At 73.3% G+C, this 14,546-nt stretch carries 12 protein-coding genes; 2 read left to right on the top strand and 10 right to left on the bottom strand.

Annotation, left to right across the window (positions count from 1 at the left end; translation table 11 throughout):
- Positions 1 to 13: 13 nt before the first annotated feature.
- The 8 genes from ACFYYW_RS02215 to ACFYYW_RS02180 all read right to left on the bottom strand — a co-directional run bounded on the left by ACFYYW_RS02215 (position 14) and on the right by ACFYYW_RS02180 (position 9,347).
- Entirely contained in the window at positions 14 to 1,294 is a 1,281-nt protein-coding gene (locus tag ACFYYW_RS02215) for a pyridoxal phosphate-dependent aminotransferase (RefSeq protein WP_387644035.1), read from the bottom strand.
- Positions 1,278 to 2,138, bottom strand: coding sequence for an arylamine N-acetyltransferase (locus ACFYYW_RS02210; RefSeq protein ID WP_387644032.1), 861 nt, complete (start codon positions 2,136 to 2,138; stop codon positions 1,278 to 1,280). The genes ACFYYW_RS02215 and ACFYYW_RS02210 overlap by 17 nt, the downstream gene beginning before the upstream one ends.
- Before the next feature lie 9 nt (positions 2,139 to 2,147).
- Complete coding sequence (locus tag ACFYYW_RS02205) at positions 2,148 to 3,584, bottom strand: amidase family protein (RefSeq protein ID WP_387644030.1); 1,437 nt, start codon at positions 3,582 to 3,584, stop codon at positions 2,148 to 2,150.
- Positions 3,581 to 4,984: an aspartate aminotransferase family protein gene (locus ACFYYW_RS02200; protein WP_387644027.1), complete on the bottom strand. Its 1,404-nt coding sequence runs from the start codon at positions 4,982 to 4,984 to the stop codon at positions 3,581 to 3,583. The genes ACFYYW_RS02205 and ACFYYW_RS02200 overlap by 4 nt, the downstream gene beginning before the upstream one ends.
- 60 nt (positions 4,985 to 5,044) lie before the next feature.
- Positions 5,045 to 6,499: a tryptophan 2,3-dioxygenase gene (locus ACFYYW_RS02195; protein WP_387644024.1), complete on the bottom strand. Its 1,455-nt coding sequence runs from the start codon at positions 6,497 to 6,499 to the stop codon at positions 5,045 to 5,047.
- Between the two features lie 271 nt (positions 6,500 to 6,770).
- On the bottom strand, positions 6,771 to 7,166 hold the full coding sequence (locus ACFYYW_RS02190; RefSeq protein WP_387644022.1) for a carboxymuconolactone decarboxylase family protein: 396 nt from the start codon (positions 7,164 to 7,166) through the stop codon (positions 6,771 to 6,773).
- A gap of 34 nt (positions 7,167 to 7,200) precedes the next feature.
- Positions 7,201 to 8,028 carry a tryptophan 2,3-dioxygenase gene (locus ACFYYW_RS02185; protein ID WP_387644019.1) on the bottom strand — a complete coding sequence of 276 codons (828 nt, stop codon included), beginning with the start codon at positions 8,026 to 8,028 and terminating at the stop codon, positions 7,201 to 7,203.
- Positions 8,022 to 9,347 carry an aminotransferase class I/II-fold pyridoxal phosphate-dependent enzyme gene (locus ACFYYW_RS02180; RefSeq protein WP_352324706.1) on the bottom strand — a complete coding sequence of 442 codons (1,326 nt, stop codon included), beginning with the start codon at positions 9,345 to 9,347 and terminating at the stop codon, positions 8,022 to 8,024. Before ACFYYW_RS02180 ends, ACFYYW_RS02185 begins: the two co-directional genes overlap by 7 nt.
- A gap of 227 nt (positions 9,348 to 9,574) precedes the next feature.
- On the opposite strand from ACFYYW_RS02180, the gene ACFYYW_RS02175 reads away from it, so the two are divergent.
- Both ACFYYW_RS02175 and ACFYYW_RS02170 read left to right on the top strand, forming a co-directional pair.
- Positions 9,575 to 11,017: an amidase family protein gene (locus tag ACFYYW_RS02175; protein ID WP_387644016.1), complete on the top strand. Its 1,443-nt coding sequence runs from the start codon at positions 9,575 to 9,577 to the stop codon at positions 11,015 to 11,017.
- Positions 11,014 to 12,231, top strand: coding sequence for an amidohydrolase family protein (locus ACFYYW_RS02170; protein ID WP_387644013.1), 1,218 nt, complete (start codon positions 11,014 to 11,016; stop codon positions 12,229 to 12,231). The genes ACFYYW_RS02175 and ACFYYW_RS02170 overlap by 4 nt, the downstream gene beginning before the upstream one ends.
- A gap of 55 nt (positions 12,232 to 12,286) precedes the next feature.
- On the opposite strand, the gene ACFYYW_RS02165 is transcribed toward ACFYYW_RS02170, so the two are convergent.
- Together ACFYYW_RS02165 and ACFYYW_RS02160 are read right to left on the bottom strand one after the other, a co-directional pair.
- Positions 12,287 to 13,366: an LLM class flavin-dependent oxidoreductase gene (locus tag ACFYYW_RS02165; protein ID WP_387644010.1), complete on the bottom strand. Its 1,080-nt coding sequence runs from the start codon at positions 13,364 to 13,366 to the stop codon at positions 12,287 to 12,289.
- A 55-nt stretch (positions 13,367 to 13,421) separates the two neighbouring features.
- Positions 13,422 to 14,507 (bottom strand): DUF5937 family protein, encoded by a 1,086-nt coding sequence (locus ACFYYW_RS02160; protein WP_387644008.1) that lies wholly within the window; start codon positions 14,505 to 14,507, stop codon positions 13,422 to 13,424.
- Positions 14,508 to 14,546 lie beyond the last annotated feature (39 nt).

Genomic DNA, 14,546 nt, shown 5'->3' with positions numbered 1-14,546 from the left:
GCGGCGGCCGGTGTCATGCCCAGCCGAGTCCGTGGCGGGCCAGGCGGTCGAGCGCCTCGTCGAGGATCGGCCGAGGGTGGCCGAGGAACAGCCGCACGTGGGCGTGGCCGTCGCCGGGAGGGCCAGGGGTGACCATGCTGCCCGTGCCCGGCAGGACGCCTGCCCGGTCGAGGCAGAGCCGGCGATAGCCCTCTTCACTGCCGGTCTCGTCCACGTACCGGGGCGGGACGCGCAGGCGCAGATAGGACGTGCATTCGCCCGCGTGGCAGGCGTGCCGGGGGAAGCCGAGATCGGCGGTCAGGCGTGCGGCGGCGTGCCGGCGGGCGGCGGCGTAGTGGGCTCGCATGGCCCGCAGGTAGATCTCGCAGGCGGGGTCGCGCAGCCAGCGGGCCATGGCGGCCTGGAGGGGCAGGCCGCTGCCGTAGGAGTGATGGTGCTGCTGCGCTGCCAGGGCCGCCAGGGTTGCCGGATGAGCGGTGAGAGCGCCGACGCCCCAGCCGTTGCAGTGGAACTGCTTGCCGAGCGTGCGGACGGCGAGCCAGGGCGTCGCGCCCTGCGGATGCCGCCCGATCTCCGCCAGCAGGATCTTCAGCGTGTTGGTGGGCCGGACGTCCGGGTCGTGGACGGCGTAGTAGGCGTCGTCGACGAGGACGGCGGCACGGTGGTCCAGGGCCGTGGCGATCACGGCCCTGACGGTTCGCCCGTCCCAGTTCGCGGCGGTGGGGTTGTGCTGGGCGTTGAGCACCAACAGCGGGCGGCCGGTCGCCGCCGCTCGTTCCAGCTCCGCCGCCACCTGATCAGGGACGGGCTGGTGGCCTTGCGCGTCATCGACCGCGTAGTACCGGACACGGCACCCGAGAGGCGCGAAGACCCCTGGGTAGTCCCATCCGGGCGCCGGGACGAGCACAGTGGGCGGCACCGCGCCGTCGCGTACGAGCAGCCGCCCGAAGTCGAACATGGCCGCCCGGGTGCCGTCCTGGCTGACCGCCACGTCGTAGTCGGCCGGGCCTGACGGGCACGGCAACCGGTGCGTGGTGGCGATGTGCTCGGTGAGCGCGCGTCGCAGGTCGGGCAGCCCGTACGGCGAGAGGGTGTAACCATGGCTCAGATCGGGCAGCCCCCGCGACAGGGCGGCCACGAGGCCGGGAGCCGCCTGCGTCCACGTCTCCCCCAGACTGAGATAGATGAGGCCGGCCGGATCGCCGCCCGAGCTCCGGTAATGCTCGATGAGGCGGGCGTCGCCCAGCGGGTTGGCCAGCCGGCCGCTGTCGAGGACGTCATGTAGCGCGTGCATCGTGTCTCCTGCCGTACGCCTCGGATGTCGCCGCGACCCGTCGCCGCAGCGCCGCCAGTTCCTCCTCGCGCAGGACGATGCCGAAGGCGCTCAGCACGTCGGGCAGGCCGTCGGAATCCACTGAGCTCTCCTCGGCGTGCTCCGCGGTGACTCGCGTCAGCGTGTGACCGCGGAGCTTCAGCCGGGTGGCGCCGGACAGCCGCTGGAGGTACAGCTCCCGCCTGAGCATCGAGCGGGGATGCGTGCTGAGGTAGTGGTGCGCGACGGCGAAGTCGACGGGCGGGCGTGCTTCCAGGCTCAGCAGGTACAGGCATTCCCACTCCCCGTTCCGGTTCACCTCCACACGACACTGGTGGTCCTGGTGGGTCCGGACGCGGAACCCGCGCAAGCCCTGTGCGGTCACCTCGCCCGGCCGCAGCGGCAGCGGGTCGAGGAAGCCCTCCTCGCCGAAGCCCACGTCGCACAGCCAGGCGTTGCCGTCGGCCAGGACCCGCAGGGCCATGTGCGTGCGGGGGCGCGGGCCCCGGCCGCCGAGGATGACCCGGGCCGCCAGGCGGTCCACGCGGAAGCCGAGGCGTTCCAGGACGCAGCCGAAGAGCAGGTTGTGCTCGTGGCAGCAGCCGCCGCGCGGCCGCCGGCACATCTTGTCCACGATGTCGGGCATGTACAGGCTCGGCGTGCGGTCGAGGAGCAGGTCGATGTTGTCGAACGGCAGCGTGGTGGCATGGGCGCGGTGCAACCGGGTCAGCAGGGAGGGTCCGGCGGTGCCGGGCAGCGTGCCGGGACTCACGCGGGCCAGATAGGCGGGCAGGTCGAGCGTGTCGGTGTCCCACAAGTCGGACACGGCTCCTCCTCAAGGGTCGTGGTGGGCGGGGCCGCCGGCCGGTTCGGCGGAGGAACGCCAGGTCCGGGCGCATCGCGCGGCCAGTGCGAGCAGAAATCTGTCGGTATGGGGCGGGGTGTCGAGGAGCAGCCCGACAGGCAGCCCTTCGGGGGTCGTACCGGCGGGCAGGCTGATCGACGGCCAGCCCATGACCGCGGCGAAGGCGGTGTTGCGGATGTAGGAGAGGAAGACCGGCTCGGGCCGGTCGAGCACGCTGACCTCGGCACCGACGTCCGCGGGCGCGGCGGGCAGGATGGTCGTGGGCGACAGGAAGGCGTCGGCCCGGTGCTCGCGCAGCAGGCCGGCGGCTGCGTCGGCGAGGTCGTCCTGAACGCGCAGGGCGTGCCGGTAGCGCTCGGCGGGGACCACTGGGCCGTGCAGCAGTGGAGCGAGCACGTCGGCCACGTCCGGGCTGGCGATCCGGCGGATCAGTTCGCCGGGGTCGCGGCAGGTCTCGCAGCGGGCCAGGTAGAAGGCCAGCTCGTGCCAGGTCTCGTGCAGCGGCACCGGCAGCGCGGCCTCGCCCAGCAGGTCGGCCGAATCGGGCAGGTCGACCTGCACGAGGTCGGCTCCGGCGGACCGCAGCTCCCGCAGACAGCCGGCGGTCACGGCGGCCACCCGGGGGTCCAGCCCCGTCCAGGCCGGCCCTGGCAGCAGGAGCCGGATCCGCCCGTCAGGGAGCAGCGGTGCCCGCGGGTACGCGTACCGCTCTGCCGGGTCCGCGGCCAGGAGGCCGTCGAGGAAGGCGACGTCCGCCAGGTCCGTGGCGACGACGCCGACGGTGTCCCGGGTCCGGGAGATGCGCAGGACTCCGGCGGCCGGATAGCGACCGGTGGTCGGACGCATGCCGACCAGGCCGCAGAGCGCCGCCGGGATGCGGACCGAGCCGCCGGTGTCCGTGCCGAGTCCCGCCGGGGCGAGCCCGGCGGCGACGGCCGCGGCCGTTCCCGAGCTGCTGCCGCCGCAGATGTGGCCGGGGACGACCGGGTTGCCCACGGTGCCGAAGGCGGCGTTCTGGCCGGTGACGCCGTAGGCGAGCTCGTGCATGCCGGTCTTGCCCAGGGCCAGGGCGCCGGCGCCGGCCAGACGCCGCCACACCTCCGCCGAACGGCCGGGCCGATGGCGGCTCAGGGCCGGAGTTCCGGCGGTGGTGGGCAGGAGGGCGACGTCGATGTTGTCCTTGACGGCGAGCGGGATGCCGTGCAGGGGACGGCGGGCGGCGGGGTCAGCGCGATCGGCGGCCCGCGCCGCGGTCAGCAGGCGGTCGGCGTCCAGGGTGACGAAGGCGTTGCACGAGGCGTGCTCGGCACACCGGTCCAGGATGTCGCGTGCGTGTTCCTCGCAGCTCAGACGGCCCTCGCGCAGCAGGCGCGCGGTCAGCGCGAGCGAGCGGGCAGGACGACTCATGGCATCGCCGGAGCAGGCGCCAGAAGATCCGGATGGCGCTCGGCCAGGTAGGGGCGCAACGTGTCGAGGGCGTGGGCGAAGGCGGCGGCGAAGGAGGTCACGTCCGCGTCGTCCATCGGCAGGCTCAGGCACAACAGGCCGTGCCGGGCGGTGAGGAATCCCTGGTTGAGAAGGTGCAGGTGGAGCAGGGCACGCAGGTCCTCCCGTCCGTGCCGCAGGGCGGCCGTCGCGGCGGCATCACGGGGCCGGTCGGCGCCGAAGTGGAAGTAGCCGAGCGAGCCCGCTCCCACGGCGTGGCCCGCGATGCCGCGCTCACGGGCGGCCTCGTCCAGCAGGGCACGCAGCCGTTCGCCCATGGCGTTGAGCCGGTCGATGTCGTCGGGGCCGAAATGGTCGAGCGCGGCGATGCCGGCGGCCAGCGAGAGGTTGTTGGCCCCGAACGCGCTCGCATGGTAGACCGGGTCCCGCCGGGACGGGTCGAAGATCGCCATGACGTCGGCCCGGCCGCCGAACACTCCGAGGGGCAGCCCCCCGCCGATGATCTTGCTGAAGGTGGTGAGGTCGGGCCGCAGCTCGTGGCGGACCTGCCAGGGGCCGATGCGGAAGGTGGCGCACTCGTCCAGGATGAGCAGCACGCCCTCCTGTTCGGTGGCCGTCCGCAGGCCCTCCAGGTATCCGGGCTCGGCGGGCACTCCGCCGCCCACGCCGAGCATCGGCTCGACCAGCACGCCCGCCACCTCGCCGCGGCAGGCGCGCAGCACCCTGCGGACGGCGTCGAGGTCGTTGAACGGAACGGTCACCACGCACTCCAGCACCGCGCGCGGCACGCCTTGGGCCAGGCGGGCGTCAGGCAGGCCGGGAAGTCGCTGCGGGAAACGCGGACCGGAGGTGATGAAGGCGCTGACATGACCCCAGTCGTGGGTGCCGTGGTAGCCGCCGTCGATCTTGACGATGAGGTCGCGGCCGGTGAAGGCGCGTGCCGTTCGGATGGCCCACATCGTCGCCTCCGTGCCGGAGTTGCAGTAACGCAGGCGTTCCAGCGCGGGGACCCGGGCGCACAGCCGCTCGGCGTGCCTGATCTGCAGCAGACTGGGGCCGCCGGGCGCGGTGCCCCGCCCGACCTGCTTGCGCACGGCGGCCACCAGGGCGGGATGGTTGTGCCCGTGGACCAGCGCGCCGTAGTTGGACAGCACGTCGAGATACCGGTTGCCGTCCACGTCCTTGACGTGGGCGCCTTCGCCCTCGTCGAAGTACAGCGGGTACGGCGTGTAGGTGATCATGGAACGCGTGTCGCCGCCGGGCAGCACCTCCGCCGCCGCTCGGAAGGCGGCCCGTGAGGAGGGGCTGCGGGCGGCGTAGTCATCGAGGATGGCCTGGGCCACATGGTCGGCGTCGGACATGATCTTTTCTCCGTTCGATGGCGGCTCGGCAGGGCGGGATGCGATGCGCGAGGGCGCGGGTCAGCCCTTGTCGCGGGCGACGGGGCAGTGCTCGGGGTTCAGTGCCGGCCGGGCGTCGTCCGGCCGGAGGTCGGACCTGGCCTGCCACAGCTCGGGGAAGAAACGGTGCTCGACGCTGCGGCGCAGCCAGCCCACCCCTGCCGTGCCGCCGGTGCCGGGCACGCCGCCGATGGTGCGCTCGACGGTCAGCAGGTGCCACGAGCGCCATCTGCCGAAGGCGGCGGCCACGTCCGTCAGCGCCTCGGCCAGCCGGAACAGGTCGTCGTCCGGCCCGCGGTCGCGGTAGAGGGCGGCCCATGCCGCGCGCAATGCCTCGCCGCCGAGCTCGCCGGGACGGCCGGGCACACCGATCTCCGTCCCGCGCCTGGCCAGCAGGGCGGTCGCCTCGTCGTAGAGGCTGGTCTGGCGAAGAGCCCGGTAGACCTGCTCCGCCACGCCCGGCACCCCGGCGTGCCGGCGCGCCATCTGCTCGGACTTGTGGCCGAGGACGAACTCCACCATGCGGTACATGTAGGAGTCGATCCCGGAGGCGCCGTCCAGTTCGCCGCGGAAGGCGCCGAACTCCGGCGGTGAGATCGTCTCCAGCACCGACCAGGCGTCGGCCAGCAGGTCGATGGTCCGGCACACGCGCCGCAGGGCCCAGGTCGCGTCGTCCACGCGGTCCTCGACCAAGGCCAGCCGGGCGGCGCAGGCCTCCTCGTACACCAGCTTGAACAGCAGTTCCTTGACCTGGCCCACCAGATAGAACGACATCTCGGCCGGTTGGCGGGTGTGCGGGTGCTGCAACGACAGCAGCACGTCGATGCTCTGGTAGTCGATGTACGGCGTCTTGGTGGCAGTCGTCCCCGGCCCTTGGGCCGCGGCGCGGTAGAGCTCGGCGAAACGTGGATCGACGTGCGCGGCGTCGCCGCTGTATCGGTCGGCGAAACGCTCCTGGTACGCGGCGAAGGTCGCCGGATCGGCGTGCAGGAACAGGATGTCGTGCAGGGCCATGTGGCGGATCGCGAACAGCGGGCGCGGCGCGCGCGACACCGCGAACCCGGGGTTGCGGGCGGCCGGTTCCGGGCAGCCCGGATGGAACTGGCCGATCATGAGCCCGTCCGCCACCACGTTTCTCTTGACCCGCCGATGCGCTTCGTCCAGCAGCGGCGTACGGTGCTCGGGCAGGCCCCGCACCAAGGTGACCAGCGTGGCCAGGCCCTCCTTACCCTCGGGCGGCCGCCGCCGGGCGAACCGCCCGGCCTGGGCGCGCATCGCGGCGCACAGCTCCTCCAGGCCCTCCCCCTCCTCCAGCCCGGCCACCTCGATCGTGACGGTCCCCGCGTCCAGGGCCGAGCGCACGAAGGGACACACCGCGTTGTCCCGGCCCAGTTCCGGATGCGGACGGGTGAGATAGTCCTCGAACCACGGCAGGATCTCGGCGGCCTCCGCCGCGGAGGCTCGCTCCAGCTTCATGGGAACTCCTTGGTCATGGAGTCGACGTGCGGGACGCCGCGCCGGAAGGTTCCTTCCGGCAGGCGCCGCCTCCTACCCGTCGCCCCATGCCGCGAACGCCGGTCTGACTTGACGTAGGTCGGACGTCAGGACCGGGTAAGGCGCAGGTCAGGATGGCGGAACGGGGACCCGCGTCGTCGCGCCGGCACATGGAGCGGCAAGGCGCACGTCGCTGCGCCCGCGGCGGCCGTCCTGGTGTGGCGCCGTTCCGCGCGCCGGTGCGCCGGTCGGGTCAGTCCTGGTCCGGCCGCTCCGCCACGATGGCCTTGAGCTGTTCCACCGCGGTGATGACCCGGGGGAAGCCCGCGTAGGGCAGGCACTGGATGAACGTCTCGGCGATGTCGGAGACCGGGACGCCGACGTTCAGCGCGGAGTTGATGTTGGCCCGCATCGGCGCGCCGCCGATGCCCATCGCGGCCAGGGCGGCGAGCCGGACGAACTGCCGTTCGCGCAGCGACAACACGGATCTGCCGTAGATGTCGGCGAAGGCGAACTCGACCAGGAACCGTCCGAGATCGGGGGCGATGGTGGCGAACTCGTCGAGCATGCGTCCGCCGTCGGCAGGGTCGATCTCGTTCATCAGCTCCAGACCGCGCTGGTGACGCGGGTCCTGAGGTCGGTCGCTCATGGCGGGGCTCCTGGGCGCGTGAGTGTGGTGCCGGTCAGGGGTCGATGACGGTGCGGGCGGCGTAGATCTCGGGGAAGAGCGGCCGGTCGACCAGGGAGGCCAGGTACGGCACGCCGCGGGAGCCGCCGGTCCCCGGCTTGTCGCCGATGACGCGCCGCACGGTGCGCATGTGGCGGAACCGCCACATCTGATGCCGCTCCTCCAGCTCCACCAGGCGTTCGGCCATCTCGTACTCGGCGGCGTGGGCCCGCTGGTCCTCGTAGACGCGGCGGAGCACGGCGACGATTTCCTGGTCGGGCTCCTCGTGACAGCTGTGGGTCCGGCCGAGGTGGCGGGCGGGGACAGGATGCCCTGCCCGGTGCAGGAACCGGATGAACTCGTCGTACACCGTCGGCTGCGCGATCGCCGCGCGCAGCGCGTCCTGCCGGACGGACCCGTCGTATTCCTCGACCAGTTCGGGGCGCTTGTCGCCGAGCCGGTACTCCAGCATCCGGAGCTGGACGGACTGGAAACCGGTGGCGCCCCCGAGCGCCGGGCGAAACTCGGCGAAACGGTCAGGTTTCAGGGTGGCGATGACCGACCATTGCTCGATGAGCTGCCGCTGGATCACGAAGATCCGGTCGAGGGAGCGGAACGCCGACCGGAGCCGGTCGTGCCGGAGTTCCCGGACCGCGTCGTCGAGCTCGTGCAGGATCAGCTTCACCCACAGCTCGGTCGTCTGGTGCTGAACGATGAACAGCAGCTCGTCGTGGTGCGGCGGCTCCGAGATCGGGCGCTGGGCGCCGAGCAGCCGGTCCAGGCAGAGGTAGTTCTCGTAGGTCAGGCCGGCGGGCGCGGTGGCGCTCCGGCGACGTCTCAGCATGACCGCTCCCAGTTCATCCCGGCCTCCGCCAGCCGGTGCAGCGCGGTCTCGACGCTGCTCATCGGCGGGCCGAGGAACATCCGCACGTAGGGGACGGCCATGGCCTGTCCCTCCTCGGGCGCCGCCTGCGGGGTCATGGTGCCGGCGCCCAGCAGCACCCCGGCGCGGCGCAGGCAGTCGCGGCGGAACCGGGTGACGCCGTCGCGCGCGTCCGCCGCGTACGACGGCGGCACCCGGAACAGGAAGTAGCTGGTGCAGTTTCCCGGGCAGAGCGCCTCGGCGGGACAGCCGAGCTCCTGCCTGAGGAAGCCGGCCGCCCACGTCCGCTTGTCGGCGCATCCTTGCCGGAACGCCCGCAGGTACTGCTCGGACTCGCCGCCGTCCAGCCACCTCGCCATGGCGTTCTGCAACGGCACCGCGGCGGTGAAGGAGCGCTGGAGCTGGAAGTCGTTGACGAGCCGGTCCAGGATCGGCGGCGGCGCGACGCTGACCCCGATGCCCCAGCCGTTGCAGTTGAACTGTTTGCCCAGGGAGCGCACGGCCAGCCAGCGGACGGGCCGGTCCCCGGCGCCTGGACGGGCGAGCCGTTCGGCGAGCAGCCGCAGGGCGCTGGTGGGCGCGGTGCCCGGATCGGTGACCCCGTAGTAGGCGTCGTCGATGAGCAGGTTCGCCCGCGCCTCGACGGTCAGGCGCACCATGTCGGCGACGAGGTTCTCGTCCCAGTTGACGCCGGTGGGATTGTGCTGGGCGTTGATGACGACGATGACCCCGCGCGGATCGCCCGCCCGTGCCAGCGCCTCGCGCAGCGCCTCCGGTGCGGGCTGGAAGCCCTGCGAGGGAGCCAGCGGCAGGTAGGTCATCCGGAAACCCAGCCCGGCGAACACGCCCCGGTAGTCCCAGCCGGGCGCGGGGGCGATGACGGTGGGGGACGCGCTGCGCGGCAGGTCCGCCAGGATCAGCCGCCCGTAGTCGAACATGGCGTTCCTGGTCCCCGAGCAGGTGACGGCGACCTCGAAGCCGGCGCCCGCGGTGAAGCCGGCGGGCAGGGCGTGAGTCCGGGCGACGTAACCGCGCAGCAGGCGTTGCAGCGCGGGCAGGCCGTACTGGGAGATGACGTATCCGTGCGCGTACGACGGCAGCCCGCTGCCGAGCAGACGGGCCAGCCCCTCAGGCGCCTCCGACCACGTCTCCCCCAGGCTGAGGTATATCGGGTCGCCGGACGGCGCGCCGGCGTCCAGGTATTCCGCCACCCATTCGGCGTCCTTGAAATGACCGCGCAGCCAGGAATCCTCGGTCACCTCGTCGAGAACGGTTCCCATGTCATCTCCGCCGTCCGGTGATTCCGGTCGGTCGGCACGATTACCCGGCATTTTCCGGCCTTAACAACAGACTTTTCGCGGCTTTTATCACACCGGCCGCAAAAGCCTCCTGAGTGTCCGGCGAACTCGCGTTCCAGACCTCTGACGGGCCGGACATTCCGTCCCGCCGGGAGGTGTTACGTTGGTTCGTGGCCGGCTCGCGCGGCGCCTCCGAAAGGTGAACGCTCATGTGTGACGACGTGGCCGCCTGGAGTTCGAGGGCGGCCGTCAACGCAATCCGGGACAGGCGCATATCCGTTTCCGAATACGCGCGATGTCTGCTCGGGCGATGCGCGGAGGAGTCGCTCGGCGCGTTCGTCTCGTGCGACGAGGGCGCCGTCCTCGACGCCGCCGCGCAGGCCGACAGGGCGGACCGGCGCGGCCCCCTGCACGGCGTCCTCATCGCGGTCAAGGACAACGTCGACGTCGCCGGCCATCCCACCACGGCCGGCACGCCGGCGCTGCGCGCCCATCGTCCCGGGCGGGACGCCGAGATCTGGCGGCGGCTGCGCGCCGCCGGCGCACTGGCGCTCGGCAAGACCAACATGCACGAGCTGGCCGTCGGCATCACCGGCAACAATCCCGGCTTCGGCCCCGTCCGCAACCCGTGGGCCGCCGATCGCTTCGCCGGAGGCAGCAGCAGCGGCAGCGCCGCCGCCGTGGCCGCCTTCCTGGCCCCGGCCGGTCTCGGCACCGACACCGGGGGTTCCGTGCGGATCCCGGCGGCCCTGTGCGCCGTGTTCGGCTACCGTCCGTCCGCCGGCCGGTATCCCCAGCGCGGCCTGCTTCTGCTCTCCCGCACCAGGGACACCGCCGGCTTCCTGACCCGCACCATGCGCGACATCGTGCTGCTCGACTCCGTCGTGGCCGCGCCCGGCCCCGCCCCCGAACCGGTGCGCTGGGCGGGGCTGCGGCTGGGCGTGCCCCGCCGGCCGTTCTGGGAAGGGCTGGAGCCGTCGCTGGCCGCGGTGGCCGAACGCCGCCTGGAGGAGCTGAGCGCGGCCGGCGCCGTGCTGGTCGAGGCCACCCTTCCGGCGGGCGCCGGCGCGTCGCTCGCCCGCGACGCCATGACGGTGGCCCTGTACGAGGCGGCCTGGGAGATCCCCTACTACCTGGCCCAGACGTCGCCCGCGCCCACCCTCGACCAGTTGCTCGCCCAGATCGCCTCGCCCGGCGTGCGGGCGGCGATGAACGACGCCCTGGGCCCGGCGCGCGTGCCGGCCGCCGACTACCGGGCGGCGTGCGAGAACCTCTCCCGTCTGGCCGGCGCCCTGTCGGACCACCAGCGCGCCCACCGGCTGTCCGCCCTCGTCTACCCCACCACTCCGCTGCCTGCCCAGCCGTTCGCCTGCGAGGAGTCCGTGGTGATCGACGGCCGGGAACATCCCACCTTCCCCACCTTCATCCGGAACACCGACTGGGCCGGCGTCCTCGGCCTGCCCGCGCTGAGCCTGCCCGCCGGCCTCACCGCCGACGGACTTCCTGTCGGGCTCGAACTGTGCGCGCCGGCCGGCGCCGACGCCCATCTGCTCCAGATGGGATGCGCCTACGAGGAGATCTGGCCGCCGCCCGCCCTGGAGCCGGCCACCGCCCACCGTCCCGAGCTCCCGCCCAAGGTCCCGGGCCGATGACCGGCCCCGGCGAGCCGCACCTCCTCGTCACCGCCGCGCAGGGCTGGGACGGCCTGCGCGACGACTGTCTTCGCCCCTTCGAGGTGCTCATGCGCGGTGACCTGATCGTCGAGACCGGCACGCGCGTGGGGCGTCCGCGCGGGACCCGCGTCCTGGAGGCGTCCGGGACGGTGCTGCCCGGCCTCATCGACTGTCACGTGCACGTGGCCTCCGGTGACGGCACGGGCGGCCGGCCCGCCTCCCGCCAGGCCCTCGACGCGCTGCCCGCGTTACGGACCCTGCTGTCCCACGGCTTCACCACCGTCCGTGACCTGGGCTGCCCCGCCGCGGACCCGGTGACGGTGGAACTGGCCCGCGCCGTGGACGCCGGCCTGATCGAGGGGCCGCGCATGCTCGTGGCCCCCCACATCATCTCCGCCCGTGGCGGCCACGGCGATCCCCGCTCCACCCTGCAGCCGCCCTACGGAGGCCGCGCGGCGGCGGTCGCGGACGGGGTGGACGAGATCGTCCGCCAGGTCAGGATCGAGCGCCAGCTGGGCGCCCACTGGATCAAGTTCGCCGCGACCGGCGGCTTCGTCAGCCCCGCGGACGCGGCGGACACCGTCGCCTACACCCAGGAGGAGATGACCGCCCTGGTGGCGGCGGCTCGTGACCTGAACCTGCCCACCGCCGCGCACGCGCACTTCGACGAGGGCGTCCGCCGGGCCGTGCGCGCGGGCGTCCGCAGCGTGGAACACGGCACCTTCGCCACCGACGAGACCCTGCGCGTCATGGCGGAACACCGGACGACTCTCGTGCCCACCCGATGGGCCTGCCACGTCTACATCGACCATCTCGACGACCCGCGGTTCTGGGCGGGCCAGCCGGCGGGCGCGAGGGACAAGGTGGCGCCGGTGGCCGACGACATCCTGCGGAACGCACGCCGCCTGCTGTCGGGGCAGGTCCCCGTCGCCTTCGGCACGGACGCGGGGACCGTGCCGTTCGAGGACAGCTGGCGGGAGTTCGTGGTGCTGGTGTCGGAGGGGATGACGCCCCTGGCCGTGCTCCGGGCCGCCACCTCGCAGGCCGCGCGGCTGCTCGACCGGGCCGACCTGGGTGTCCTGCGGCCCGGTGCGCGCGGGGATCTCGTCGTCGTCGCGGGAGATCCGTTCGCCGACATCGAGACGATCGGTGAGGTCGCCCACGTCGTCCGGGGAGGGCGGGTGCGCACATGAAGATGCCACTCCCGCCCCCGTGCCGGACCTCCACCGCGCCCAGGAGCGGGTCCGCTCAGGTGAGGAGTTCGGCCAGCCGGGCCATCTCGGCGGGTGGGTCGACCACCGGCTGGATGAGCAGTTCGTCGACGCCGGCCCGTTCGAGGGTGGCGATGCGGGCGCGCAGGTCGTCGGGGGTGCCGACCAGGGCCAGGGTGTTCATCAGCGAGGGCAGGATCAGGTCGCGATCCTCCGGCGCGATCCGTCCGAGGTAGCCGGGGTAGAGCTTGGTGTGCCGGTCGGGTGCGGTGGCGGTGGTGCCGCGCCGGTCGAGAAGCCGCCGTACGGCCTCGCGTTCCTCGGGGCCGAGACGCTCGGCGAAGGCGGCCGTGTCGGCGGCCGTGTCGGCGGCCGTGTCGGCGGCCGTGTCGGCGGCGAAGGTCAGCAGTGACAGGACGAGGTGGCCGGTCGCGTCCCTGGCCGCGGCGCCGCCCGGATCCTCGTCCTCCTCCAGTACGTGCAGCGCGGTCACCACGTAGGAGGCGGGGTCGCGGGGCGCGCCGCGGGCGGCCTGGCGGCGGGCGTCGTGCAGGGCGCGCCAGGCGGCGGGGTCGAGCAGGCCGAAGGAGATCAGGCCGGTGCCGCGGCGGCCGGCGACGGCGGCGGCCTTCGGCCCGGTCAGCGCGGCCACGACGAACTCGATCGGGTCGTCCGTGTGCACGTGCGCCCCGGCGTGCAGGAACCGGACGTCGCAGGCCCGGTCGCCCTCGCGGTACTCGACGCTCCGGCCGGCGCACAGGTCCTGCAGCGCGGCGGTGAAGCTCTCCATCGCCGCCACCGAGGCCGGCCGCATGCCCAGCGTGCGCCGGGCGGTGTTCCCGGTGCCGACCCCGCAGCTGATCCGGCCCGGCGCCAGGGCGTTGAGGCTGGCCAGCCCGCTCGCGGCGGCCGGGGCCGAGCGCAGCGCCGGTGAGGTGACGCCGACGCCCAGCCTGATGCGGCTGGTGGCCTTGGCGCACAGCCCCAGGGCGACGAAGGGATCGCCGTGGACCATCGGGCTGTCGTTGACCCAGAAACTGTGCAGGCCCAGCTCCTCGGCCCGCACGGCCAGCTCCTCCACACCGGGCTGGGCGGCGACCACGACACCTGCGCGCATCAGACCTCCACGAAAGGGTCGTCTCGAACGTACTCAGCCTGACAGCCGGAGCCGCTCAGCGCAGCACGGCCGTCAGCAGGTCGGCGCCCAGCGCCGTCAGATCGGGGACATTGACGGTGTAACGCACGTAACGGCCGTGCCGCCGGGCCGTGAGCAGGCCCGCGCGGCGCAGGACGGCGAGGTGGCGGGAGACCTCCGGAGGTGAGAGTTCCCAGGCGTGGGCCAGCTCGCCGGTGGTGTGCGGGCCGCGGGCCAGGGTGCGCAGCAGCCGCAGCCGTACGGGATGCGCGAGCGCCTCCAGCCGCAGCGTGACCGTCTCCAGCGACACCGGCTCCGACGGGCCCGCCTCGGCCACGGGGTACTGCACCACCGGCTGCCATCCGGGCGCGTGCACCACCACCAGGTGCGGGCGGCCGAAGACGCTGGGCAGGAAGGTGACCCCGGCGTCGTGCGCGGTGGTGGCGTTGTCCTGCAGTTTGTCCACGATGATGCGGTTGCCGTCCGGCGCCAGGGTGACGGCGCCGGAGACGGACGCGAGCGCCGCCCCGACGCCCTGGCGCTTCAGCAGGTCGTTCTTCAGGCGCAGGTCGGCGGCGAGTTGCGCGGCGACGCCCGTCCAGGCGGCGTCGAAGAACGCCTCGGCGCACTGTTCGAGGGTCTCACGCACCCGCGCCCGCACGGCTGCCGGGTCGGCGAGCAGCCGTTCGGCGAAGGCCTCCTGGAGCGCGCCGCGGGCCTGGGCCAGGTCGAGGGCCCGCTCGCGCGCCGTCGCGTCGGTGAGCGGCGAGGGCGCGGCGAAGTGCACCCGGTTGCTGCCGCACGTGGTGATGAGCGCGGCGGTCACGTAGCGTTCGTCGTCGATGCGGTCGACATCGTCGAGCTCCTCGGCGAGGGTCGGCCGGGGACGCGCGGGGACCAGGAAGTCGGCTCGTGAGGAACGCCAGAGGAACTCCGCCTCCCTGAGTCGCTCGGCCAGCTCCGGCCGCAGCCCGGCCCAGACGTCCCCGGCCCAGCCGGCGAGCTGCGGGTGATGCCCGGGTTCGGCCAGCACGTGCAGCATCGCGGTCAGCTCGGCCAGCGGGGAGGCGGCGAACCGCAGCCGCCCGGACGGCGGCCCGCCGATGTCGATCCTCAGCGTCATCCCCCCATCATCCCTGGTCGGACGGCCCACGACCGCGCC

This window comes from Nonomuraea sp. NPDC001831 (assembly GCF_042892035.1).
GTDB lineage: Bacteria > Actinomycetota > Actinomycetes > Streptosporangiales > Streptosporangiaceae > Nonomuraea.
This window is presented reverse-complemented; position numbering and strand designations above follow the sequence as displayed.

Bases quoted from the DNA above. Each gene is read 5' to 3' on its own strand.
- ACFYYW_RS02200 (WP_387644027.1), bottom strand. From the start codon at position 4,984: ATGTCCGACGCCGACCATGTGGCCCAGGCCATCCTCGATGACTACGCC.
- ACFYYW_RS02180 (WP_352324706.1), bottom strand. From the start codon at position 9,347: ATGGGAACCGTTCTCGACGAGGTGACCGAGGATTCCTGGCTGCGCGGT.
- ACFYYW_RS02160 (WP_387644008.1), bottom strand. From the start codon at position 14,507: ATGACGCTGAGGATCGACATCGGCGGGCCGCCGTCCGGGCGGCTGCGG.
- ACFYYW_RS02170 (WP_387644013.1), top strand. From the start codon at position 11,014: ATGACCGGCCCCGGCGAGCCGCACCTCCTCGTCACCGCCGCGCAGGGC.
- ACFYYW_RS02205 (WP_387644030.1), bottom strand. From the start codon at position 3,584: ATGAGTCGTCCTGCCCGCTCGCTCGCGCTGACCGCGCGCCTGCTGCGC.
- ACFYYW_RS02195 (WP_387644024.1), bottom strand. From the start codon at position 6,499: ATGAAGCTGGAGCGAGCCTCCGCGGCGGAGGCCGCCGAGATCCTGCCG.
- ACFYYW_RS02165 (WP_387644010.1), bottom strand. From the start codon at position 13,366: ATGCGCGCAGGTGTCGTGGTCGCCGCCCAGCCCGGTGTGGAGGAGCTG.
- ACFYYW_RS02175 (WP_387644016.1), top strand. From the start codon at position 9,575: ATGTGTGACGACGTGGCCGCCTGGAGTTCGAGGGCGGCCGTCAACGCA.
- ACFYYW_RS02190 (WP_387644022.1), bottom strand. From the start codon at position 7,166: ATGAGCGACCGACCTCAGGACCCGCGTCACCAGCGCGGTCTGGAGCTG.
- ACFYYW_RS02185 (WP_387644019.1), bottom strand. From the start codon at position 8,028: ATGCTGAGACGTCGCCGGAGCGCCACCGCGCCCGCCGGCCTGACCTAC.
- ACFYYW_RS02215 (WP_387644035.1), bottom strand. From the start codon at position 1,294: ATGCACGCGCTACATGACGTCCTCGACAGCGGCCGGCTGGCCAACCCG.